The sequence below is a fragment of the Ruegeria sp. CF5 genome (assembly GCF_056537325.1).
Genome location: NZ_JBQFRI010000001.1, coordinates 525,600 through 548,381, shown reverse-complemented (window position 1 = coordinate 548,381; position 22,782 = coordinate 525,600). Strand labels below are relative to the sequence as shown.

The following is a 22,782-nucleotide window of genomic DNA, read 5'->3' as shown; positions in this document are numbered from 1 at the left end:
GACGGCTTGCATTTTGGCAAGTTTGGAAATCGTGAGAAAACGGGAAACTTGCAAAATGTGGATTTTTAGGCCCGAATTGGTCTCAAAATCTGATAAAGCAGCCAGGGGAGGGCTGATTTATGGGAGATGCAGTTGCTGTTTATCACGGCCCGTTTGGTCGTGTTGCAATTTACAATCTCAGAGATCCGATGGTGACTCACGCGCACCGCGAGGGGCACCTGACTTTCTACGTGGACGGCCCCTTTTCGCAAATGCCGGTCATGGAGACGCCATACGAGTTGAACCCTGAAACCGTTGTCGCGTGTTCACCATGGCAGCCACACTCTTTTTCGCCTAGTGAATTGGGAACACCGTCGATGTTCCTTGTGCTCTACATCAAGCCCATCTGGTATTCTGAGATTGCCCGGAATCCGCGACCGGGCCTACAGTTCGGCAGCAATTTCTTTTATCGGACCGCAAAGATTGCTGGCTATGTAAACAAGCTGATCAATCTTCTGTTTCTAAACGAAGAGACTGATTTGATTGACGGTTATCTCTATGAGCTTACTCAAGAGTGTTACGATGAGTCCTGGAAACAAGCTGAAGCGCTGGATCGAGGGATCGAACTGATAGCAGTTTCGGATTTTCGGGTCCGGCGGGCCATTCAGCTCATGCGAGAAGGCATTGGGGAAACCATGATCCTGGATGGCATTGCGCATGAATCCGGATTGTCGAGGCCGCATTTCTACAAGCTATTCAAGCAGCAGACGGGTCTGACGCCGAACCTGTATCTCAACACGCTGCGAGTCGAGACTGCGTTGAGTGATCTGTCCGATCAGAGCAAGACGATAAATTCGATCGCTGAGCACCTGGGGTTTTCCTCGCAGGCCAGTTTTTCCCGGTTCTTTTCGTCGAACGTGGGGCTGGCTCCCTCGCACTATCGGCGGGTGGCGTCCTTCATCTGATTCGGGGCGCCAACCTGGAATTCCGGACTGGAATTTCGGAGTGGCGGTTATCTCATGAGACTGTGCGGTAAATCCAAATCGACCTGAATCTGCGATCCTAAGTCAAAGCTTAGACTTGGGAGGAACGCCGGATGAAAGGTGAGGGGTGGATTGTGCATGGCCGGAGCGCGGGATGAGCGCGTTCTGGAATAGGCACCCGATCTGGTCGGCGATTTTAGCGGTCGCGGCCTTCGTTCTTTTGTGGCTGATCTTTGCCATCTGGCCGCCGGAACTCATTGCAGTAATCGGCAAGAAGAAAGTCTTTGTGAATGCTCTATTGAACGGCATTACCCTGGGCGCACTTTATTTCCTCGTCGCATCAGGATTCACGTTGATTTTTGGCTTGATGCGCAATGTGAACCTTGCACATGGGTCTTTGTATCTTCTGGGGGGGTACATAGGTTACGAAGTGGCAACCCTGACCGGTTCTTGGTTACTGGCTTTCCCGGCTGCCTTTTTGGCCATCGCATGTCTTGGCCTGGTCCTTCAGGTCCTCGTGTTCCGGCACCTTGATGGGCAGGACTTGCAACAGACCCTGATCACCATCGGCATTTCGATCGTTCTGGCGGACTTGATGCTGTGGGTTTGGGGCGGCGATTTTTACCAAATCCTTGCGCCAGATATGCTGTCTGGTCCGATTGAGACTTTCATCCAAACTGGAGTGAAGCGCTCTACGGGTGCTCCGATCTTCCTTAAGTATCCGGCCGTGCGTCTGGCCATACTTCTTGCTGCGGTCGTGATCGGTCTTGGGATGTGGCTCATCCTGAACCGCACCCGTATCGGAATGTATGTGCGCGCAGGTGTTGACGATCGCGAGATGCTGTCGGCGTCAGGTGTCCGTGTACAGTTGGTTTTCATCTGTGTCTTTGCATTTGGTGCAGGCCTCGCGGGGATGGCCGGTGTCGTAGGCGGGACATTCCAGTCGATGGCCCCGGGAGAGGACACCCGTTTCCTGCTTTCTTCGCTGGTGGTGGTGATCGTTGGGGGCATGGGCTCAATTCCTGGCGCTGCGCTTGGCGCTTTGCTTGTGGGATTGGCCGAACAATTCGGCTCGGTTTACATGCCGACCTATGCGGTCGTTCTGACTTTCCTGATCATGGTTCTGGTGCTGGCTTTCAGGCCCCAAGGCCTCATGGGGAAGGGCTGAGCCATGGCCCAATCTGAAACGATCGCTGCAAATGAGACCACGAACGCCCGCAAAAGTGAGCTGGGTCGCAGGCTTAGTGCCGTGCCTGCGCGGGTCTGGGCTGTCGCCATACTTTTGTTGCTGGTCCCCACATTCACCGGAGACTTTATCCAGTATCAGGTGTTCGGCTGGTCCTTTGTGCTGGGTCTGATCTCACTGAGCCTGATGTTTCTTGCCGGATACGGCGGCATGGTCAGCTTGGTGCAGATGACTGTTGCGGCGGTGGCGGGTTATTGTGTGGCGATCTTTGGAACCAGCGGGGTGGCCGAAATCAGCATGGGCTGGCCCTGGTACCTTTCGGTCATCGCCGCAATCCTGATTGCCACCTTGTTTTGCGTTCTGACTGGGGCACTGGCGGTGCGAACCGAGGGTATTTATACCATCATGATCACGCTGGCGATCGCGTCAGCGTTCTTCTACTTCACACGCCAGAACTACACCATTTTCAATGGGTTCACCGGCTTCAACGGCGTACTTCCACCGCATCTTTTTGGGATCGACTGGCGTTCACCAACTGCGTTCTACTACCTCTCGCTTTTCTGGGCTGCCGCCGGATATTGTGCCGTTGTCTATGTGTCGCGCACGCCTTTTGGACTGGCTCTGCAAGGGGTTCGGGATAACCCTCGCCGGATGGCTGCCCTTGGATATTCGGTCAATGCACACAGGATTGCGGCTTATGCTTTCTCCGGTGTTCTGGCTGCCGTTGGAGGCATCCTTCTGACTTGGTCGAACGGGCAGATTTCCCCCGGAACCGCTGCGATCGGCCCTGTTATCGACATTCTGGTCATTGCCGTAATCGGGGGCATCAACACTCCCATCGGCCCATTTATCGGCGCTTTGATCTACGTTGTGTTGCGCACCTATGCTTTGGACTTTCTGGTCGCCGTAAACCTGAGCGGCGAACGCTTCAAACTGCTGGTTGGGTTGGGTTTCCTCATCATCGTCTATTGGTCTCCCGACGGTGTTTGCGGACTGTGGAACAAGTTTGCTCCAAAGCTCCGCCTTCAGCGGAAAGAATTGGGCGCGACGGAAGGCAAGGTCGATGTCTGAGCAAAGCCTTAAACAAGACATCGGAACCGAATACGCGTTGGAGTTGCGCGGTGTGACGAAAAAGTTCGGAGCTCTTAGTGCTTTGACGGACATCACCATGTCCATTCGGCCAGGAGAACGCCGCGCTGTGCTGGGTTCGAATGGAGCCGGGAAAACCACACTCTTCAACTGTATCACGGGCGATTTCCCCCCAACGAGTGGTAGCGTGATGTTCTTTGGTGAAGACGTGACGGCTTTTCCAGCCCATGAGCGCATTCGTCGGGGCTTGCGCCGGACTTATCAGATTTCACTGTTGTTCGATGGTTTGTCCGTACGTGACAACGTTTATCTCGCCTGTCGTGGGGTCTCGCGCGGTCGGTTCTCAATGCGTCGGGCCAATGGCGATGACGCACTTATGCACGCCGCAGAGAACCTGATCGACATTGTCCATCTGGATGACGTTCGCGAGGCGACCGTTTCTGACTTGTCTTATGGCCAGCAACGCCAGCTTGAGATTGCGCTTGCTCTGGCTGGAGCGCCGCGACTGGTGCTTTTGGACGAACCGGCGGCCGGACTGTCCCCGTCGGAACGCAAAGATCTGGTGTCCATTCTCGGGCGGCTCCCCGCACATATGGGCTACGTGATTATCGAGCATGACATGGATGTTGCTCTGCGCGTCGCTGACCGTGTGACGATGATGCACAACGGGAAGATCTTTAAGGACGGCGCGCCAGACGAAATCGAAAACGATCCTGAGGTGCAAGCGCTTTACTTGGGAGGGGGCCATGACTGATCGGAACTCTGCCCCGGCGCTGGATGTTCGTGGTCTCAACGTCTTTTACGGTGCGTCCCACGCGTTGCAGGGCGTTGATCTGACGTTGCCTGGTGGGGTTTTGTCCGTGGTCGGGCGCAACGGGATGGGTAAGACCACGTTGTGCAAGACAATTATGGGGCTCATTCCGGCCCGGTCAGGCTCCATCAATTTTGGAGGCACGCCGTTGCTGGGCCGCGATCCCGGCTCCATCGCGCGCATGGGCATCGCCTATGTTCCTCAGGGGCGTCGGCTGTGGCCTTCGCTGACAGTGGACGAACACCTCAAGATGCTGGGAAGTGGCAAGGGTTCCTGGACACCTGAGCGTATTTATGACGTGTTTCCTCGTTTGGCCGAGCGCAAGCAAAATGGTGGTGGACAGCTCTCGGGCGGAGAGCAGCAGATGCTGGCGATTGCCCGCGCTTTGCTTTCCAACCCCAGCCTGTTGATTATGGATGAGCCGACCGAAGGACTGGCTCCGGTTATCGTCGATCAGGTGACCGAAATGCTGATCTCTCTGGCCGCGCAGGGCGAGATGGATATCCTGGTCATCGAGCAGAACATCGGGGTTGCGACCTCGGTATCGGATACCGTGGCGATCATGCTCAACGGCCGGATCAACCGGTTGATCGATGCCACTCGGCTTTCAACGGATATTGACCTTCAGCAGAGCTTGCTGGGGGTAGGGCGCCACGCCCACGATGACGACGAAGAAGCGCTTTCTTCTGATGTGGAAGAAGGGGCTGCGGCACCTCGTTCGAGCCGGTTCGTCTATATGTCGAACCCAAGTGTGCCAACGCGCTGGTCGCGCCCGGCAAGCGTGTCGGAGATCATGCGCAAATCGCGGCCTGTGACTGCAGAGCCGATACCGCAGACACCGGACGCTTCCCTGATCCGACCGCATGCTCTTCCGTCGCGTGGCGGACTTGTTCTGGTGGCCGGCACAATGGACACCAAGGCCCGCGAACTCACCTTTATCCGCGACATCCTACGTAAGCAGGGTTTGAACGTGCGCACGGTCGACTTGTCCACGCGTGAGGGCTTTTCTGCGGCTGACTTTCCAGCCCATGAAATCGCGGCTTCGGGACGACGCGGCAGAGGCATGGGGACGGATCGCGGTCAAAGTGTTGCGGCGATGTCCGAAGCCTTCCGCAACTGGGTTTCAAGGCGCAATGACATTGCAGGCATTATCTCGGCGGGAGGCAGCGGAGGTACCGCGCTGGCAACCCCTGCCATGAGAGAGCTGCCGGTGGGCGTGCCAAAAGTCATGATCTCAACCGTCGCATCTGGGGATGTTGCCCCTTATGTGGCCGGCTCAGATATCACCATGATCAACGCGGTGGCGGATATCCAGGGTTTGAACAGGATTACGCGGCAGGTGCTCGCTAACGGCGCCAATGCGCTGGGCGGAATGGTTCGCGACCGCGAGCGAGAGGCTGAGAACGCCGGGTTCAGTGACAAACCGGTGCTTGGGTTGACAATGTTCGGGATAACCACGCCCTGCGTCACCCATCTGACCGAAACGCTTGAGGCGCAGTACGAGTGCCTCGTATTCCACGCCACCGGCTCGGGTGGACGCAGCATGGAAGCGCTGGCCGAGCAGGGCATTATCGGAACAGTTCTGGATATCACGACGACCGAGATTGCGGACATGATCGCCGGAGGCGTGTTGGCGGCTGACGAAAGTCGGCTGGATGTACTGACACATCGGCGCATTCCCTACCTAGGTGCCTGTGGCGCGCTTGATACCGTGAATTTCGGTGCGCCGGAAACCATACCGGAACGCTTCAGCGACCGGGTGTTCTACCAGCACAATCCGCAGGTCACTTTGATGCGCAGCACGGCAGAAGAATGTCGGGAAATGGGGCTATGGATCGGCAACAAGCTGAACCAAATGCAGGGCCCGGTTCGCTTCTTTCTGCCGGAAGGAGGCCTGTCCGCTCTCGATGCCCCTGGGCAGCCCTTCCACGACCCCGCAGCAAACGATGCCTTGTTCCAGGCACTGGAAGAGGTGGTTCACGAAACTTCGGAACGGCAATTGGTGCGGGTGCCACATCACATCAATTCGCCGGCCTTCGCCAAAGAGGTAACCCGGCAACTCGCGACGATTGCAAAGCCGGACCGCCAAGAAAGGAGACTTGCCCATGCCACGGTTTGAGAGTTCGAAACTCATGGAAAAGTTCCGTTCCATGCGGGACAGCAAAACACCAATCATCGGTGGCGGTGCAGGGACCGGTTTGTCGGCGAAATGCGAAGAGCGCGGTGGGATCGACCTGATCGTGATCTACAACTCTGGCCGATTTCGCATGGCGGGGCAGGGGTCTCTTGCTGGGATGATGCCTTATGGGGATGCCAATGCAATCATGCTGGAGATGGCAAAAGAGGTGCTGCGCGCGGTGACGCATACGCCCGTCTTGGCAGGAGTTTGCGGCACCGATCCGTTCCGCGACATGGCGCTTTTGCTTGATGAAATTGAGAGGCTTGGCCTGTCAGGCGTTCAGAACTTTCCGACAGTTGGCCTTATTGACGGACAGTTTCGCGTAAATCTCGAAGAAACCGGCATGTCCTATTCCAAGGAAGTCGACGTGATCCGAATGGCCGCTGAACGTGGATTGCTGACCACGCCATACGTGTTCTCCGCCGACGATGCTCGGGCAATGGCCGAGGCCGGCGCGGACATCATCGTTTGCCATCTCGGGCTGACAACCGGTGGCGCTATCGGAGCAGGAACAGCGTCCAGAATCGAGGACGCTCCGAGGCTGATTGACGACTGGGCTGCCGCCGCCCTTGAGGTCAACCCAGACGCCATCGTGCTCTGCCATGGCGGACCGATCTCGATGCCGACTGATGCGGAATACGTGCTTCAACACACGGAACATTGTCACGGGTTCTACGGAGCGAGTTCGATGGAAAGGCTTCCATCCGAAGTCGCTCTGACAAAGACCACACAGGAATTCAAGAATATCGCCATGGCGGTAGCGCAAGACTGAGGGAGTAAAGGACATGACAGGGCAATTGATTGGACAGCTTGTATCCTGGCTCATCGTGGCCGTAATCGCTGTCGCCATAATCTATTGGGTTTTGAATTGGCTGTATCGACGGACCACAAAAGAGACCGCTTTTGTTCGGACCGGCTTTTTGGGTGAGAAAGTCGTTATCGACGCCGGTGCCTTCGTCTGGCCGATCATTCACAACGTTACGCCAGTGAACATGAACACGTTGCAATTGGAAGTGCAGCGCGGTGGTGAGAACGCTTTGATTACAAAGGACCGCATGCGGGTCGATGTGATGGCGGACTTTTACGTAAGAGTGCAAAAGACCGACGCTGCTGTCTCGATTGCCGCAACGACTTTGGGTCAGCGGACGATGAACCAGGAACAGTTGCACGGCCTGTTGTCGGGCAAGTTCGTATCGGCGCTGCGCGAAGTTGCGGCATCCATGGATCTGGAAGAGATCCATGAACAACGCTCTACCTATGTGTCCCGCGTCAAGGAAAGTGCGCATCTCGCGCTGGCGGAAAATGGTCTCGAGTTGGAATCCGTTGCTATCACCGACATTGACCAGACAGGGCTTGAATACTTCAACCCGTCCAACCGGTTCGATGCCGAGGGTTTGACAAAGCTGATTGATGAGATCGAGACACGTCGAAAGACACGAAACGATATCGAGCAGGAAACGGCAATCCTGATTCGCAATCGCAATCTTGAAAGCGAAAAGCGGGCGCTGGAGATTGAGCTTGAGGCGGAATTGGCGCGCCTGAAACAGGAACGCGATATCGAAACTCATCGCGCAGACCAACAGGCCCAAATTGCGCGCGAAAAGGCCGAGAAGATTGCAGAAAGTCAGGCCGCTGAAATTGCGTCGAATGAGGCCATCGAGCGCAATCGCATTGCGAAGGAAAAGTCGATTTCCGAGACCCGCATTCTCTCGGAGCTGGAAGTTCGCAAACTGGAACTGAAACAGCGCAAGGAAGTGGAAGAAGCGGAAATCGCGACCCGCGAGGCCGTGGATCTGGAGCGGATACAACAGGAAAGCAAAGTTGCGGGAGCGGAGATCGCAAGAGACGCTCAGATCGCCGACGAAAGGATCAGCTCAGAACGCAAAACTCGTGCCGCCGAGATTGCCAAGAACCGCGCCGACGAAGAAGCTGAGATTGCAGCAGCAGAAGCTGTTGAAGCAGCTCGGATTGCTCAGCAGAAGGCCTTGGAGGAGCAGCGGATCGAGGCCGAGCGCGTGACGCGTGAAGCCCGGATTGAAAGCGACGAAAAGGTGCAGGTCGCGGAACTGAACACGCGTCGAGAGCTTGAGAAGCTGCAAGTCGATACAGACTTGGCGCAGGAGAAGGAGCGAATTGAGGCCGATCGCTCGCGCGAAGTTCTTGATGTCAATCGTGACCAGGCTGTTGAAGCGGCCAAGCTCGAACGTCGCAAGACATTGGAACAGCTTGAAGTCGACCGCCAGCGCTTGTTGCGAGAGGCAGAGATTTCCGCCCGTGAAGAAGTCGAGCGTGCCCGCATCGCCAGCGAGCGAGTGCTTGACGAGGCGCGTATCCTGCAAGAGCGTGACCGGCTTTCACAAGAAATCGAACGTGACCAGAGTGTGGAAACGGCCGAACTGGACAAGGCTATCGCGGTTTATAAAAAGTCGCTGGAAGAGGCTGCTGCCCAGATTGCATCGGAAGAGGCCCGCGCCAAAGTGGCAGAAGCCGAAGAGGCCGTCCGGACCACCCGTGCAACTGAAGAGGCTGATCGTCGGAGCAAGGTCGAGCTGACCTTGGCTGAGAAGGACGCCAAGGCCCGCAAGATCATCGCAGAAAGCGATAAGATCACGGCTGCCGTGAATGCCGAGGCTCAACGCCTGATCAATGAAGCCGAGAACATCCTGACGGACGAGGCACGCCAGTCGATCTTCCGCCGCAAGATGCTGGAGCATGTCGAGGGTATCGTCTCTGCTTCGGTCAAACCGATGGAGAAGATCAACGACATCAAGATCATGCACCTTGGCGGCATGGGAGAAGGCGGCACAGGCGGTGGAGCCAAAAACACCACCGACGAGGTGATCGACTCTGCGCTTCGCTATCGGGTCCAGGCTCCGATGATCGACAGTTTGTTGTCCGAGATCGGCATCGAAGGCGGCAGCTTGGCCAAGATGGGCGGGCTGATCCGCGAGGCGCGCGACCTCAACACCTTGTCGAAATCTTCAGCTCCCGAGGCGCCTAAGTCTTCGGACTCGTCGGACAAGAAATCGTAAGGAACCGCAACTATGGCCAGTGTTTTTGTCAGCAGTATTATCCCCGCCTCAGCGGGTGATGTGTGGGAAAAGATACGCGATTTCAACGGGCTGCCTCGGTGGCATCCCGTCGTCCGGGACAGCCGTATCCAAGACGGTCTTCATCCGGACCAGGTAGGGTGCATACGCGACTTTCGCCTGCAAAACGGAGACAGGATCACGGAGCAACTGGTGGGTTTGTCTGATTACGACATGACGACGACCTATACGATACTTGAATCTCCCATGCCATTGACCGGCTATGTCGCAACTTTGCGTCTTACGCCCATTACCGACGGCAATCGCACCTTCGCCGAGTGGTCGGCCGAGTTCGACTGTGCGGAAGAAGATGAACAGGATCTTGTCGACGGGATTGGCAACGACGTTTTCCAGGTCGGCTTTGATGCTCTCAAACGGCATTTCGGACAGGGGTCATGATCCGGGTTGCCAACAGTACTGTGCTGCGTGCGCCCATCGATCGGGTGTGGGATCTCTTGCGCGACTTCAACGGCCATGACCGTTGGCATCCCGCTGTGGCTGACAGCGAGATCGAGCGGGGAGCGCCGCCAGACAAGGTTGGATGTGTGCGTGCCTTCCATCTGGGGGACGGGTCTTTCTTGCGGGAAAGGCTTCTCAGCCTGAGCGATGTCGAAACAGCTTTTTCCTATTGCCTCCAAGACACCCCGATCCCGCTGCTGAACTATGTCGCCCATGTTCGACTGGTACCAGTGACGGACGGTGACAGGTGCTTCTGGGAGTGGAAGGCGCAGTTCACAGCTCCAAAGGGGCAGGGCGCCCAGTTGGCAGAACTTGTTGGAAACGACATTCAACTGGCCGGCTTTCAGGCCATTCGGGACGAGGTGGAGTAAAATGACAGTTCAAGTGAGTAGTCTTTCAACGACCGAAAGCGCCGCACGTCTCCTGTCATCGGACAAGACCGCGTGGATGCTCGGAGGCGGTACGATCCTCATGCAGAGGGTCAATGCAGGGGATCCCAAGGTTCGCAAGCTCGTGCGGGTGGGTGATCCGGCTCTGACGGAAATCTCGTCAAGTGGTGCCAGCATCTCCATCGGGGCTGGCGTCACCATGGCCGAAATTCTCGCGAGACCTGAATTGGAGTTCTTACACGCGGCAGCCCGGTGTGTAGGCGGTCCAGCCATTCGAAACATGGCAACTGTGGGCGGCAACCTGTTTGCACGCGCCCCATACGGCGATCTGGGCGTTCTTCTTTTGTCACTCGGCGCAGAGGTAACTTTGGGTGGTCAATCCGGATCCCGCCCGGTGGCAATTGAGGCGTTGTTTGACAGGCCTGGCACGACGCCACCGCTTGTCTGCTCGATACACATTCGCCGCCCACAAGGGCAGGTGATGTTTCACAAGATGTCCCGCATGAACCCGCGCGGACCAGCCATTGTGACACTGGCAGTTCATCTGGACCACTCGGCCGGACGTGTCCGCGAAGCACGCGTCGCGCTTGGTGGCGTGGCGGACCGGCCTTGTCTTTCGACAGGCGCAGCGCGCGCACTAAGCAACTCGCGGCTCGACGATTCCACAATCGAACGCGTTGTCTCGGACTCACTTCGAGGGATCGAGGCACGTACCGATGCGATCGCAAGTGGCTGGTATCGGGAACAGATGGTGCAAGTTCATTTGCGCCGCGCACTCACTCAGATGGGAGGGGGATAAGGCATGGCTCAACTTCCACTTCAATTCCGGTTGAATGGCTCGGATGTAGCTGTGTTTGCCGATGAGGCTGATAACCTGCTCGGCGTCTTGCGAGGCAAGATAGGCGACCTGACACCGAAATTCGGCTGTGGTCAGGGCGGTTGTGGGGCCTGCATGGTCAGCGTGGACGGCGAGACTGTCCTGTCCTGTGTGACCTTGGCTCAGAATGTTCAGGGGCGCGAAGTCGAAACCCTGGCCGGGCTATCCGGAGAACAGCTGGACCCGTTGCAAACCGCCTTCATGGATGGCTTTGCCGCGCAGTGCGGTTACTGCACGCCGGGCATGATCGTAGCCGCGAGGTCGCTCTTACGCCGCAACCCGAACCCGGATCGGGACGACATCATCGAAGCGATCTCGGACAACCTGTGCCGTTGCACCGGATACGAACCGATTATCGATGCAATCCAGTTAGTTGCTGCGCAAGAGCGGGGGGCACGCGCATGAGTGTAGAGTTTCGAAAGGACCTTTTTGCGGATGAGCGCGACGATGATCTGAACGAAGTCGGCAAGCCAACACGCCGGCAGGATATCCTTGGTCATGTCACCGGACGGTCGCCGTTCTTTGATGATCACCGTTTTGACGGAATGCTGCACATCAGATGTGTTCGCAGCCCCCACCACCACGCTCGCATTCGCAACATCGATAGCAGTCGCGCAGAAACCATGCCCGGTGTCGTCCGGATCATGCGGGGTTCGGATGTTCCTGTGAACCTCAATACCCTGCTTAGCCTGTTGGATTTCGGCAAGGATGACGAGCCGGTTCTGGCCGTGGACAAGGTCGCATACATGGGAGAGCCCGTTCTCGCCATCATAGCCGAGACCGAGGCGCAGGCTCATGACGCTGTAAACGCGGTGCGAGTAGACTACGAAGAGCTGCCGCATGTGCTGGATGTCGAAGAGGCGGTCAAGCCAGGCGCGCCATCGGTCAACGTCACCTATCCGGACAACAAGTTCGAGTTCTACGGCGGGGCAGACAAGCAAAAGCTGCGCTTCGGCGATGTGGAAACCGCGTTTGCGCGTGCGGATCACATCGTTGAAGGCCGATATCAGATGGCGCCTATCGAGCAGGCACCTATCGAACCAAACGGCGCCATCGCCCTGCCAGAGACCAACGATCGTTGGGCCTGCTACACCTCGACGCAAGGCTTGTTTTTCACCCTCGGAACGGCGGCCAAGCTGCTGGATGTTTCGTCCAGCAGGCTGCACTTTATTGGCGGAACCGTGGGGGGCGGTTTCGGTGGCAAAGTCGATGGCTTATGCGAACCCTTGGCCATTCTCGGGGCCATGTTGACGGGGCGACCTGTGCGATACGTTCTGGACCGTGCCGAGGAAATGCAGGTCAGCGCACCACGCAGCGCCGAGGTTTGGTACATCAAGGACGGGCTTGCCGCTGACGGTCGGATCATTGGACGACAGTTCACCGGATACTTTGATTCCGGGGCCTACACTCGCTTGACCTCTTATGGCGTCGTGAAATGTACCGGGCACTTGCCAGGGCCTTACACGATCCCGAATGTGCATTCCGATCTCTACTGTGTTTACACCAACCGCACTCCGGCGACCGCGATGCGGGGGTTCGGTGTGACCGGCGCGGATTTTGCGATTGAACGGCATATGGACAAATGTGCCAGGGCTGTCGCTATGGATCCGCTCGAGTTCCGCCTGATCAATGCCTATCGCGACGGGGACATGAAGGCGCATCGACGGTTGGCCGGGAATTGCGCGTTGATCGAGAGCATTCACGCCGCCGCTGAGCGGGCCAATTATCCCTTGTCGCCAGAACACAGGCAAATGAGTTCGATGCAGGGTGGTGGAGGCGAGCGGGCGCTGATCCCCGAAACACGGTTGCAGAATGGCTCAAAGCTGCCGGCCGGAACCCGGCGGATTGCAGTGGCAGACCATGCGCCGGGCCTGATCCCTCAGGTCGGCGTTGATGTGCCGGTCTCCGGCAAGCCAAGTGCACCGGAAGCACCGCCTGTGCCCACGCCTGCGCCAGCCCAGAAACAAGTTGCGGCGAGCCCCGCAATGCGCGGTTATGGGGCCAGCGCCCTTGGCCACTCAGCGCCGAAACCTCCGCCACCAGCTGCACCTGCGGTTGAAGCATCGTCAATCCCGACGGAAAAACCGGACAGAGCGCCAAGTCCTCGGTACTCCCGCTATTCCAAAATCGGCAACCGGAGACGTTGAGATGGCTATTCACAAAGGGCGCGGCACCTGCGCCATGAACTATCCTATCGGCATGAACCTTGGCGGCGATCCAAGCCAGGCGCTGGTTCATTCAAATCCAGAAGGCAAGTTCACCGTTGCTTTGTCATCCATCGATCTGGGGCAGGGGATGAAATCGGTGTCTCGCCAAGTGGCGGCCGAGACTTTGGGTGTGCCGGTTGAAGATGTGTATGTCGATACCGCCGATAGTGACACCGGTCCCCATTGCATGGGGAGTTTCGCGTCACGCGGTACACATCGGGTGGGCAACGCGGTCATCGCTGCGGCCAAAGAGGCTCGCGCCATCATGCTGGAGGCCGCTGCAGAAGAGTTGGAGGTCAATGCCGCCGACCTTGTGACGGATGGTCAGGGTAACATCCACGTGAAAGGCGCCCCGGGGAATTCGATCTCGACACAGGATGCCTGTAATGCCGCACAGTTCAAGTATGGCCAATCAGTTTCGGGACGCGGGATTTTCCTGATCCCCATGTCCGATGTTGACCCGGATACCGGCGAGATGAGCACGGTTTCTTGCTTTGCCCACACTGCCATGATCGTCGATCTCGAGGTCGATGACGAAACAGGAGAAGTGTCCAATGTCCGGATCAATTCGGCCTATGAAGTCGGCAGGGCGTTGAATCCAAAGTTGGTGGAGCAGCAGTTGATTGGCGGGGCATGGATGGGGTTGAGCCATGCCCTCTATGAAACCACCGAACCCTATTATCCATCGCGCGAGCATCGGCCCTATAGCTTTTCTAGCTATCCGATGCCGGGTCCCGGGGATCTGGCACAACACGACATTTCCATTCTCGAACGTCCAGCACCTGATGGCCCATACGGCGGGAAAGGCACCGGCGAGATGTGTGCCAACCCGGTTCTGCCTGCGGTCGCCAATGCGATCTTCGACGCGGTGGGGGTCGAGATGGACGAGTTGCCCATTACGCCTGAGAAAATCCTGCGGGCCATTCATGAAAAGCGGCGGCAGGGGGCGTAATTCGTGACTGTGCAGCGCACGATAGACGGGATTGATAGCCCAGAAGCTTTAAAGGCGGCGCTGTCTGCAGCGCAATATCTGGCGGGTGATGGTCTGGCGACTTCGGCCTACCTCGCGCTGGCGCTCGGCAAGCCCTTATTGCTAGAGGGTGCTCCTGGCGTGGGCAAAACCGAAGCTGCCAAGGCACTCGCTTCGGCGCTGATGCGCGAGATGATCCGCCTTCAGTGTTTTGAGGGGATCGATGCCGCCAGTGCCATGTACGAATGGAACTATGCGCGTCAGATGTTGGCGATCCGTCAAGCCGGAGAAGGCGAAGAACCTGACATCTACGCGGATCATTTCCTAATTGAACGACCCATGCTCAAGGCTCTTAGAAATGGGCGGCACAGCTTGCTTCTGGTGGACGAGATCGACCGTTCAGACCATGAGTTCGAAGCCTTTTTGTTAGAGTATCTTTCGGACTTTCAGATTTCGATCCCCGAAACCGGAACGGTTTCAGCACTGCACCGTCCAATCATTGTTCTGACATCAAACCGAACCCGAGATCTTCACGAGGCGCTGCGCCGTCGGTGTGTCTATCATTGGATTGATTTCCCGGAACCCGAACTAGAGGCCGATATCGTCATGGCGCGGGCCGGAAGCGTGGCACGAGATACCGCGCGGGCCATCGTGGCTGCCGTGAACCGCCTGCGGCAAGAGCCGCTGGCCAAGCCCCCCGGAATTGCCGAGACGATCGAATGGGCCGAGGCTGCGACCGTTCTGAACGCCTTGGGGCACGGTTGGCCCGAGGCATTTCGCCACTCGATCGGCGTTGCGCTCAAGGATCAGGACGATCTCAGTTTTCTTGAACCTCGTATGGCGGAAATGATCGGATGACTCTCCCTGCCGCCTCCGCACATCTTCTTGGGTTTGCTCAGCTGCTTCGGGCCAACGGATTTCTGGCTACGCCGGACCAGGGGATCGCTCTACTACAGTCTGTAGAAGTTCTTGGGCCGAGGTCGATGAGGGATATTCAAAACGCCGCCTATGCGGTGTTTGGCCCACCACCAGAACGCAGAGATTTGTTTCAGGATTTGTTCGATGCGCATTTTCTTGGACGGGTATTGCCAGAGCTCGCTCAGGCGGATGATGCGGATGAAACGGACATCAACGAAGATCGTGGGGGGGAAGAAGATCTCTTATCACCGGAAGAAGTTAATGAGGCTGGCCAGCAGGCAACCCGTTTGGAAATGGCCAGCCAGCGGCAATTGATGGGTGGCGAAGAACAGGTTCTGAACTGGTTTCGATCCCGCGCGTCCAGGATGCTTCCCCAACGGATGAGCCGACGCCGGCGAAAGTCGCGCAAGATAGAGGTTCTGGACATGCGTCGCGCCATGCGCAGGGCGGTGCGCCACGATGGAGAGCTTCTGACGTTACCGGGACGGTCGCGTATCCGGACCATTCGCCCCGTGCTCTTGTTGATCGACGTTTCCGGTTCAATGAAGGACCAGACCGATGCCTACTTTCGCTTAGCACACTCGCTGAAGTCGCTGAATGCCAGGGTCGAGGTCTTTACGCTGGGCACGCAAACGACTCGTGTCACTCGGGCTTTAGCGCTGCGCAATCGAGAACAGGCGCTTGCCCGGGCCAGTGCCCTCATTCCAGATTGGGATGGCGGTACTCGACTGGGCGATACTATGAACGCTTTTCTTGCAGTGCCGCGCTATGCTGGCATGGCACGTGGGGCCTTGGTCGTAACGCTGTCTGACGGGTTGGAACGCGACGATTCTACAGCTCTGGAATTGGCGGTTCGCAGATTGTCCCGCCTTTGCTGGCAGCATCTTTGGCTGACTCCTTTGGGAGAAGATTCAGATTTCGTTCCTCAGACCGAAGCCCTGATACGCATTCGCGATGACCTTGATGGACTTGGTGGTGGCGCATCTACCGAAGCTATCTGCGAGCAGCTGCTGGGCTGGGCTGCTCAGGACAAATCCAATTCATTTCACCGGAGGCATACCTGATGACACATGAAGCGCTGGACAGCTCGTTTACCGAGTTGATCGACGTTAACGCACCCGCGAAAGCCATCGGGACCGGGTACGAGTTCACGGAGGGGCCGATTTGGCATCCGATTGAGCAGTTCCTTTTCTTTTCCGACATGCCCGGGGATGTGCGCCGTGGCTATGACCCTGCGACCGGTGTGAGTGAAATCATGCGGCCTTCAAACAAGGGCAACGGCATGACCTATGATGCCGACCTGAACCTTTTGGTCTGTGAACACGCGACATCGTCTGTTGCGCGGTTCTCGCCAAAAGGCCAGCGTGAAGTGTTGGCTTCGCATTTCGAGGGCAAAGAGTTGAACAGCCCTAACGACATCGTCGTGCAGTCAGATGGCGCGATCTGGTTCACCGATCCTACCTATGGTCGCATGCCGGGTTTCGGCGTCGAGCGTGAAGTAGAGTTGGGATTTCAGGGTGTGTACCGCATCCCCCCTGGTGGCGGAGCCCCACAACTGATGGTCAATCGCTATTCGTACGATCAGCCCAACGGGCTGTGCTTTAGCCCTGATGAAAGCAAGCTCTACGTCAATGATACTGTGCAGACAAACATCCGTGTCTACGATGTGGCTGCAGACGGTTCCCTGACCAACGAACGCGTACTGGCTTCGGGGATATCCGATGCGGAACTTGAAGGTGTGCCCGACGGCATGAAGTGTGATGCCAAGGGCAACATATGGGTCACAGCGCCGGGTGGCATCTGGATCTATGCGCCCTCTGGCTTTCTGTTGGGCAAAGTAAAGGTGCCGGAGAACACGGCCAACTTCCATTGGGGCGGTAACGATTGGCGAACCCTTTACGTCTGTGCCACGTCTTCAGTTTATGAAATTCCGGTGAAGGTCGGCCCGCATGTCGAACCATTCATGCGCAATGCGAGTTCGCAGGTGACGCCCGCAATTACCAAAACGGCAACTCTGGAATTCGATCCGGGCAAAGCAGCATTGATCATTCAAGACATGCAGAACGATGTCGTGATCGAAGGTGGGGCTTTTGCCGAAAGCGGGGCGCCTGCGCATTGCGCGGAACAGAATACAATCGTCAACATCGCTTCGCTTGCAAGTGCGTGCCGCTCAAGGGGTATTCCGGTCATTCATGTCTGGTTTGTTGTCGATCCCGGTTGTCCCGGCCTGACAATGAACGCGCCGTTGTTTCGGGGGGTGCTTGACGAGAACGCACTGTTGCGAGGTTCGTGGGGCGCAGCGCCGGTTCAGGGCCTTGAGCCGGAAGCCGGAGACTTCATCGTCGAGAAATCACGCATGTCGCCTTGGGATACCAGTCGGTTGGAAACGATATTGCGCGCACGTGGTGTCACGACCCTCATCAATACCGGCGCATGGACCAATATGTCGGTTGAGCACACCGCCCGAACGGGGGCCGACAAAGGGTACATCGTCATCAGCCCGGAAGATGCCTGTTCAACGATGAATGCGGAGTGGCACCGCGCGTCTATGGAATACGCAACGCAGAACGTTGCCCAGGTGACAGATACGCAATCGGTACTGCGCAAGCTTGGTGTCACAGGAATTTAGGAGAATTGAAATGACAGGGCAGAAATCAGGACAGATCGCCATCGTCACTGGGGGTGCGCAAGGTATCGGTTTTGCATGTGCAAGAAAGCTCGCCTCTCAAGGCGCTGCAGTTGCACTTTGGGACACAGATCTGGACCTTGCCATCACCTCAGCCAAGGCTCTTGAGGAGGAACATGGGATCAAGTCCCTGGCGGTTCGCGTGGACATCTCGCAATGGGAGAAGGTCTCTGAAGCACTGGCGACCACCGAAGAACAGCTGGGCCCCGTAGACATGGCGGTAAACAGCGCTGGAATTGCCGGGCCAAATGTCGAGATCGACACTTATCCCTTGGAAGACTGGAAGCAGATCCAGGCCATCAACGTTGACGGGAGCTTTCACGTGCTTCGAGCACTTCTGCCAGGCATGAAGGCGCGGAACTATGGGCGTATCGCTCTCATCGCTTCGGTCGCCGGGAAAGAAGGCAATCCCAACGCTTCAGCCTATTCGGCTTCAAAGGCGGCGGTCATGGCAATTGCTAAGAGCGCAGGCAAGGAGAACGCTTTGCAAGACATCTCGATTAACTGCGTCACACCTGCTGCGGCACGCACGCGGATTTTCGATCAGATGAGCGAAGAGCACATCAACTACATGCTGTCAAAGATCCCTCGCAATCGCTTCCTAAAGGTAGAAGAAGCCGGAGACATGATCGCTTGGCTCTGTGATCGAGAAAACAGTTTTACCACCGGGGCTGTGTTCGATCTGTCGGGTGGTCGCGCCACCTATTGAGTGAATTTCCAGGAAACCAAGGGAGATTGAATTTTGGGCCGATTGGCAGGAAAAAAATGCCTTGTAACCGCCGCTGGGCAAGGGATTGGTCGCGCCTCGGCGCTGGCCATGCAAGCGGAGGGTGGCGAGGTTATCGCAACAGATATAAATGCTGAAGCACTGGTTGAGTTGGCAGATGCGGGTATCACAACGCGGCTTCTCGACGTATGCGACCCTCAGGCCATCACGATGGCCAAAGACGAAATCGGCCCTGTGAACGTGCTGTTCAACTGTGCCGGTTTCGTGGGGCATGACACCGTCTTGGATTGCGACGATGATGCCTGGGCATTTTCCGTCGATCTGAACGTGACGGCCATGTTCCGAATGATGCGCGCCTTTTTGCCGGGAATGATCGATGGCGGCGGGGGCTCGATCATTAACATGTCGTCTGCGGTTTCCTCGATCATCGCGGCTCCCAACCGGTTTTCCTATGGGGCGACCAAGGCCGCTGTGATCGGCATGACAAAGTCAGTTGCTGCCGATTTCATTTCGCAAGGTATCCGCTGCAATGCGATCTGTCCGGGCACTGTGCAATCCCCTTCACTAGAAGGTCGTATGCGGGCCATGGGAGATTACGATACTGCGCGTACGGCTTTTATTGCGCGACAGCCGATGGGGCGTCTGGCCACTGCCGAAGAAATTGCTGAACTGGTTGTTTACCTGGCCTCGGACGGCTCAGGGTTTACCACTGGCACGACACATCTCATTGACGGTGGTTGGACGGCCACCTGATGCGAACAAAGGAACAGGCATGAAACTCTTGCGTTATGGCCCGGAAGGGCAGGAGAAACCCGGTGCTTTGGACGGTGACGGCAACATCCGTGATCTCTCAGGTATTATTGATGATGTCGCTGGCGAGGTACTTGACCCATCGTCTTTGGCTGACCTTGGAAAACTGGATTTGACAACTTTGCCCGTTGTCGATGGTGACCCGCGTCTTGGCCCTTGCGTTGCTGGAACCGGCAAATTCATGTGCATTGGATTGAACTATTCGGACCATGCCGCGGAGTCGGGTATGGAAGTTCCTCCCGAGCCGGTTTTGTTCATGAAGGCTACCTCGGCCATTTGCGGACCAAACGACCCAGTGATTATTCCGAGAGGATCAACAAAGACGGATTGGGAGGTTGAGCTGGGCGTCGTGATTGGCAAGCGGGCGCAATACGTATCTGAAGCCGACGCGCTTGATTACGTAGCGGGGTACTGCGTCATCAACGATGTTTCGGAACGCGCGTTTCAACTGGAACGGGCTGGCCAATGGAGCAAGGGCAAGTCGGCAGACCACTTTGGCCCAATTGGTCCGTGGCTTGTGACAAAGGATGAGGCGGGTGATCCCCAGAACCTCGGGATGTGGCTCAAGGTCAATAGTGTGATGCGCCAGAACGGGTCAACAAGAACCATGGTCTATGGGGTCGCCCATTGCCTGGCACATCTGAGCCAGTTCATGACCTTGCATCCGGGCGACATAATCTCAACTGGCACTCCCCCTGGTGTAGGTATGGGTTTGAAACCCCAAGTGTACCTCAGGCACGGGGACCAAATTGAACTTGGGATTGATGGATTGGGCGTTCAGCGACAGGACGTCATCGACTACGACTGTGACGCCAGATGAAACCGGCGTGAGACAGACAGGTTAGGGGGTCTTGTCAGAAGAGCTTGGCTTAAGGCGGGTAGGTGGCTCAACAACCGCGTTGAGAATTCGCACCTCCCGCTTCGACGACGAGAACGCGCGATGCAGCGTTTCAGGCGCATGCGAAGTTTGCAGATGTTCGCCGCCGTTCATTCCTCCGTCTACAACCACGTCAAGCAGAAGCGACCTATCACAAGTCGAGACATTTTCTAGCTGACACGGTCCGCCGCTCTCGCCAAGTGGCGCGCTTTACGTGCCATAAAGGTCAGCCCTATTTGCTAAACCAAGACTGGTTCGAATTTGTCTGACAGCACCTTTGAAAGGTCTGCAAAATAACATTTCTTTTGATTTTCGCCGGAATGTGGTAAAATTTCTCACTATTTCCTAGGTTTGGCGTAATGTTGCTGATTTTACGAGTTACGGTTTTGACAGCATTATTGTGCGTAACGTGCTTTGCGCGGGACGCGCAGGCCCAGACGTCCGAGCCTGCGGACAACCCATCAATAGACGAAAATGCGGTTGAACTGCTGTCCCGAAAGGCGGCCTCTTTCCGGAGGGTCATCGCCACGCTTGAGGCGGATGTTCAGGAGGCCGAAAAGCGCCTGCAGGACACCTATACGCAACTTCAAAAAGTTCAGGGTGAGCACAGCCAGCTTTTGAAAGAGCTCGAAATCCTTCGTCGAGATGAAGCGGAGGTTATTTCCAAGACCGAAGAATCCCGTGCGGAACTTAATGATCTGTTGGCAGAAATAGACAAGTCCCGGTCAGAACTGGCCGCATCAAATGAGGCTGCCGAGGCGAAGCAGGCCGATCTGAACAGTGCACGTGATGCGGTTGTGGATCAGACCAAGGCCGCCACTGCGGAACTGGCCGATCTGACCGCTGCCCGTGAGTTGGTCTTGGAGCAGACAAGGGCCGCCAAGACGGAACGGGATACACTGCAGGCCGGGCTTACGCAGTTGCAGAAAACACATGAAGACCTGAACAACCAGATCGCCGAAAGCGATGAGGCACGGCAAACAGCCGAGAAACTCATGCAAGGGGCACAAAAGGCACGAGATGAGGCGGTTGCCGAACACGATGCCATAAAATCAGAAATTCGCGCCGCACAGGCGGAACGGGATGCAATTGCCGCCAGTGCAGAAGTGCTGAGAACCCAATTGGAAGCGTTCCGAACCGAAAAGGACGAGACTTTGGCCGCTCTTGACCTGTTGAAGGCCGAGTTGGAGGAAGCAACAGCCCCAGTTGTTGCGGAGCCTGCGCCAGAGGATGCGGATCCGGGGGCCGCAGATCGTCGTAAGATCGCGTTGCAACCTGCACGCATCACACGCGCTATCGCCGCTGCTCCGGGATTGGAACAGGCCACGCCGCAGGAGCGAAACGAATTACAGAGATTATTAGCGAACGGAGTTTGCACGCATGATGCACTGGAAGCCGTATTTATAACGATCAACCGACAAACGCTTGTATCTCTTATTCGCGATCTTGGCCGTTGCTGAGATGAACCGCATTATCGGGACGGGGAAACAGATGACCAGTATTAACAAGTACTTTTTTCAGGCGCTGATGGTGGTAGGGGCTTTGTGCCTGGGTGCAAATCGCGCAGCTGCACAGGAATTCGAAAAGAACATTCTGACTGGTGGTCCGACAGGCACGTATATCCAGTTCGGTCGCGACATTTCGAATTTGATGGCAGGTTGCGGCCAGACCTTGATCGTCAACGAAAGCGCGGGTTCGCTTGAGAATTTTCTGGGCGTACGCAAACGCAGGGCTACGCAATTCGGAATTGTACAAAGCGATGTTCTTGAATATCTCAAGACCTATTCCGCCAATGATCCCAACATCGCACGGGCCATCGCCGGCGTTCGCATCGCGTTTCCGCTGTACAATGAAGAGGTTCACATCCTCGCCTCCAGGGACATCAAATCCACGGACGATCTGAACGGCAAGCGGGTGGCAGTGGGCGTGGCCGACAGCGGTACTTTTCTGACGGCCTCACTGTTGTTGGATCTGATCGGTGTCAGGCCTGCAGAAACTCTGACGATCGGGCCTGACGATTCCATGGCGCGACTGAAAAGCGGAGACATCGACGCCTTCTTCTACGTTGCCGGAGCGCCGACACGGCTGTTTGCAGAAGCTGACGTGGATCCGGCCGCATTTCATCTGCTGCCGATCGTGGACCCGGTTCTGCAGGCAGTTTACACTCCGGCCCAAATTCCGGAGGGCACGTATTCATTCGTTTCGGAACCGATCGATGTTGTCGCTGTGAAAGCAGTTTTGATGACCTATGAATACGAACCCCGCCGAAATGCGTATCACAGGCTCAGCTGTGACGCGGTTGCGGATGTCTCAAATCTGATCCTGACACAATTTTCGGCGTTGCAGCAGAAAGGTCATCCCAAGTGGAAACAAGTTGATCTGAACGATATCCCGCCCGGATGGGAAATCGGCGGCTGTGTCAATCAGGGGCTGGCTGCGGATTATGTTCTGAACTGTGTTCCGGTGTCGTCGGGACAGGTAGACACCGATAGCCCGGCAAACGCCGTCTATCGTGACAGAATTTGTGCGACTATCGGCTGCTGACA

General features: G+C 56.7%; 21 protein-coding genes and 1 pseudogene. All 22 read left to right on the top strand.

The genetic code is table 11. The features are described 5' to 3' along the window. The first annotated feature begins 119 nt into the window (after window positions 1–119). A complete protein-coding gene (locus tag ACR0NW_RS02550) occupies window positions 120–944 on the top strand; it encodes a helix-turn-helix transcriptional regulator (protein ID WP_480449015.1) in 825 nt (274 codons plus the stop codon). A gap of 172 nt (window positions 945–1,116) precedes the next feature. Next, entirely contained in the window at window positions 1,117–2,130 is a 1,014-nt protein-coding gene (locus tag ACR0NW_RS02545) for a branched-chain amino acid ABC transporter permease (protein WP_480449017.1), read from the top strand. A 3-nt stretch (window positions 2,131–2,133) separates the two neighbouring features. Next, complete coding sequence (locus tag ACR0NW_RS02540) at window positions 2,134–3,219, top strand: branched-chain amino acid ABC transporter permease (RefSeq protein WP_480449018.1); 1,086 nt, start codon at window positions 2,134–2,136, stop codon at window positions 3,217–3,219. After that, a complete protein-coding gene (locus ACR0NW_RS02535) occupies window positions 3,212–3,991 on the top strand; it encodes an ABC transporter ATP-binding protein (protein ID WP_480449020.1) in 780 nt (259 codons plus the stop codon). Before ACR0NW_RS02540 ends, ACR0NW_RS02535 begins: the two co-directional genes overlap by 8 nt. After that, window positions 3,984–6,167 (top strand): Tm-1-like ATP-binding domain-containing protein, encoded by a 2,184-nt coding sequence (locus tag ACR0NW_RS02530; protein ID WP_480449022.1) that lies wholly within the window; start codon window positions 3,984–3,986, stop codon window positions 6,165–6,167. Before ACR0NW_RS02535 ends, ACR0NW_RS02530 begins: the two co-directional genes overlap by 8 nt. Beyond that, on the top strand, window positions 6,154–6,999 hold the full coding sequence (locus ACR0NW_RS02525; RefSeq protein ID WP_480449023.1) for a phosphoenolpyruvate hydrolase family protein: 846 nt from the start codon (window positions 6,154–6,156) through the stop codon (window positions 6,997–6,999). The genes ACR0NW_RS02530 and ACR0NW_RS02525 overlap by 14 nt, the downstream gene beginning before the upstream one ends. A gap of 13 nt (window positions 7,000–7,012) precedes the next feature. Then, window positions 7,013–9,259 (top strand): flotillin family protein, encoded by a 2,247-nt coding sequence (locus tag ACR0NW_RS02520; RefSeq protein WP_480449024.1) that lies wholly within the window; start codon window positions 7,013–7,015, stop codon window positions 9,257–9,259. Window positions 9,260–9,271: 12 nt separating this feature from the next. Next, complete coding sequence (locus ACR0NW_RS02515; RefSeq protein ID WP_480449025.1) at window positions 9,272–9,715, top strand: SRPBCC family protein; 444 nt, start codon at window positions 9,272–9,274, stop codon at window positions 9,713–9,715. Then, complete coding sequence (locus ACR0NW_RS02510; protein WP_480449026.1) at window positions 9,712–10,146, top strand: SRPBCC family protein; 435 nt, start codon at window positions 9,712–9,714, stop codon at window positions 10,144–10,146. Before ACR0NW_RS02515 ends, ACR0NW_RS02510 begins: the two co-directional genes overlap by 4 nt. A 1-nt stretch (window position 10,147) precedes the next feature. Continuing rightward, a complete protein-coding gene (locus ACR0NW_RS02505) occupies window positions 10,148–10,963 on the top strand; it encodes an FAD binding domain-containing protein (protein WP_480449027.1) in 816 nt (271 codons plus the stop codon). A gap of 3 nt (window positions 10,964–10,966) precedes the next feature. Next, the gene (locus ACR0NW_RS02500; RefSeq protein ID WP_480449028.1) at window positions 10,967–11,446 is read left to right on the top strand and encodes a (2Fe-2S)-binding protein; all 480 of its coding nucleotides are present in this window, start codon (window positions 10,967–10,969) and stop codon (window positions 11,444–11,446) included. Next, window positions 11,443–13,188: a xanthine dehydrogenase family protein molybdopterin-binding subunit gene (locus tag ACR0NW_RS02495; RefSeq protein ID WP_480449029.1), complete on the top strand. Its 1,746-nt coding sequence runs from the start codon at window positions 11,443–11,445 to the stop codon at window positions 13,186–13,188. The genes ACR0NW_RS02500 and ACR0NW_RS02495 overlap by 4 nt, the downstream gene beginning before the upstream one ends. A gap of 1 nt (window position 13,189) precedes the next feature. Beyond that, entirely contained in the window at window positions 13,190–14,200 is a 1,011-nt protein-coding gene (locus tag ACR0NW_RS02490; protein ID WP_480449031.1) for a xanthine dehydrogenase family protein molybdopterin-binding subunit, read from the top strand. 3 nt (window positions 14,201–14,203) lie between these two features. Further along, window positions 14,204–15,076, top strand: coding sequence for an AAA family ATPase (locus ACR0NW_RS02485; protein ID WP_480449032.1), 873 nt, complete (start codon window positions 14,204–14,206; stop codon window positions 15,074–15,076). Further along, window positions 15,073–16,200 (top strand): VWA domain-containing protein, encoded by a 1,128-nt coding sequence (locus ACR0NW_RS02480; RefSeq protein WP_480449033.1) that lies wholly within the window; start codon window positions 15,073–15,075, stop codon window positions 16,198–16,200. Before ACR0NW_RS02485 ends, ACR0NW_RS02480 begins: the two co-directional genes overlap by 4 nt. Continuing rightward, window positions 16,200–17,765, top strand: a complete 1,566-nt coding sequence (locus ACR0NW_RS02475) for an isochorismatase family protein (RefSeq protein WP_480449034.1) — start codon at window positions 16,200–16,202, stop codon at window positions 17,763–17,765. Before ACR0NW_RS02480 ends, ACR0NW_RS02475 begins: the two co-directional genes overlap by 1 nt. Window positions 17,766–17,775: 10 nt before the next feature. Continuing rightward, entirely contained in the window at window positions 17,776–18,531 is a 756-nt protein-coding gene (locus ACR0NW_RS02470) for an SDR family NAD(P)-dependent oxidoreductase (protein WP_480449035.1), read from the top strand. Window positions 18,532–18,561: 30 nt separating this feature from the next. After that, window positions 18,562–19,302 carry an SDR family oxidoreductase gene (locus ACR0NW_RS02465; RefSeq protein WP_480449601.1) on the top strand — a complete coding sequence of 247 codons (741 nt, stop codon included), beginning with the start codon at window positions 18,562–18,564 and terminating at the stop codon, window positions 19,300–19,302. Window positions 19,303–19,321: 19 nt separating this feature from the next. Further along, on the top strand, window positions 19,322–20,179 hold the full coding sequence (locus tag ACR0NW_RS02460) for a fumarylacetoacetate hydrolase family protein (protein WP_480449036.1): 858 nt from the start codon (window positions 19,322–19,324) through the stop codon (window positions 20,177–20,179). A 51-nt stretch (window positions 20,180–20,230) separates the two neighbouring features. Beyond that, window positions 20,231–20,410, top strand: a pseudogene (locus ACR0NW_RS02455) (DDE-type integrase/transposase/recombinase); the annotation flags it as partial. A 212-nt stretch (window positions 20,411–20,622) separates the two neighbouring features. Further along, the gene (locus ACR0NW_RS02450; RefSeq protein ID WP_480449037.1) at window positions 20,623–21,696 is read left to right on the top strand and encodes a hypothetical protein; all 1,074 of its coding nucleotides are present in this window, start codon (window positions 20,623–20,625) and stop codon (window positions 21,694–21,696) included. Between the two features lie 31 nt (window positions 21,697–21,727). Beyond that, entirely contained in the window at window positions 21,728–22,780 is a 1,053-nt protein-coding gene (locus tag ACR0NW_RS02445) for a TAXI family TRAP transporter solute-binding subunit (RefSeq protein WP_480449039.1), read from the top strand. Window positions 22,781–22,782: the final 2 nt, after the last annotated feature.

Excerpts from the sequence above, each read along its gene's own strand:
- ACR0NW_RS02505 (WP_480449027.1), top strand. The coding sequence starts at position 10,148 with ATGACAGTTCAAGTGAGTAGTCTTTCAACGACCGAAAGCGCCGCACGT.
- ACR0NW_RS02550 (WP_480449015.1), top strand. The coding sequence starts at position 120 with ATGGGAGATGCAGTTGCTGTTTATCACGGCCCGTTTGGTCGTGTTGCA.
- ACR0NW_RS02500 (WP_480449028.1), top strand. The coding sequence starts at position 10,967 with ATGGCTCAACTTCCACTTCAATTCCGGTTGAATGGCTCGGATGTAGCT.
- ACR0NW_RS02530 (WP_480449022.1), top strand. The coding sequence starts at position 3,984 with ATGACTGATCGGAACTCTGCCCCGGCGCTGGATGTTCGTGGTCTCAAC.
- ACR0NW_RS02470 (WP_480449035.1), top strand. The coding sequence starts at position 17,776 with ATGACAGGGCAGAAATCAGGACAGATCGCCATCGTCACTGGGGGTGCG.
- ACR0NW_RS02540 (WP_480449018.1), top strand. The coding sequence starts at position 2,134 with ATGGCCCAATCTGAAACGATCGCTGCAAATGAGACCACGAACGCCCGC.
- ACR0NW_RS02475 (WP_480449034.1), top strand. The coding sequence starts at position 16,200 with ATGACACATGAAGCGCTGGACAGCTCGTTTACCGAGTTGATCGACGTT.
- ACR0NW_RS02490 (WP_480449031.1), top strand. The coding sequence starts at position 13,190 with ATGGCTATTCACAAAGGGCGCGGCACCTGCGCCATGAACTATCCTATC.
- ACR0NW_RS02520 (WP_480449024.1), top strand. The coding sequence starts at position 7,013 with ATGACAGGGCAATTGATTGGACAGCTTGTATCCTGGCTCATCGTGGCC.
- ACR0NW_RS02510 (WP_480449026.1), top strand. The coding sequence starts at position 9,712 with ATGATCCGGGTTGCCAACAGTACTGTGCTGCGTGCGCCCATCGATCGG.
- ACR0NW_RS02515 (WP_480449025.1), top strand. The coding sequence starts at position 9,272 with ATGGCCAGTGTTTTTGTCAGCAGTATTATCCCCGCCTCAGCGGGTGAT.
- ACR0NW_RS02535 (WP_480449020.1), top strand. The coding sequence starts at position 3,212 with ATGTCTGAGCAAAGCCTTAAACAAGACATCGGAACCGAATACGCGTTG.
- ACR0NW_RS02460 (WP_480449036.1), top strand. The coding sequence starts at position 19,322 with ATGAAACTCTTGCGTTATGGCCCGGAAGGGCAGGAGAAACCCGGTGCT.
- ACR0NW_RS02480 (WP_480449033.1), top strand. The coding sequence starts at position 15,073 with ATGACTCTCCCTGCCGCCTCCGCACATCTTCTTGGGTTTGCTCAGCTG.
- ACR0NW_RS02445 (WP_480449039.1), top strand. The coding sequence starts at position 21,728 with ATGACCAGTATTAACAAGTACTTTTTTCAGGCGCTGATGGTGGTAGGG.
- ACR0NW_RS02545 (WP_480449017.1), top strand. The coding sequence starts at position 1,117 with ATGAGCGCGTTCTGGAATAGGCACCCGATCTGGTCGGCGATTTTAGCG.
- ACR0NW_RS02525 (WP_480449023.1), top strand. The coding sequence starts at position 6,154 with ATGCCACGGTTTGAGAGTTCGAAACTCATGGAAAAGTTCCGTTCCATG.
- ACR0NW_RS02495 (WP_480449029.1), top strand. The coding sequence starts at position 11,443 with ATGAGTGTAGAGTTTCGAAAGGACCTTTTTGCGGATGAGCGCGACGAT.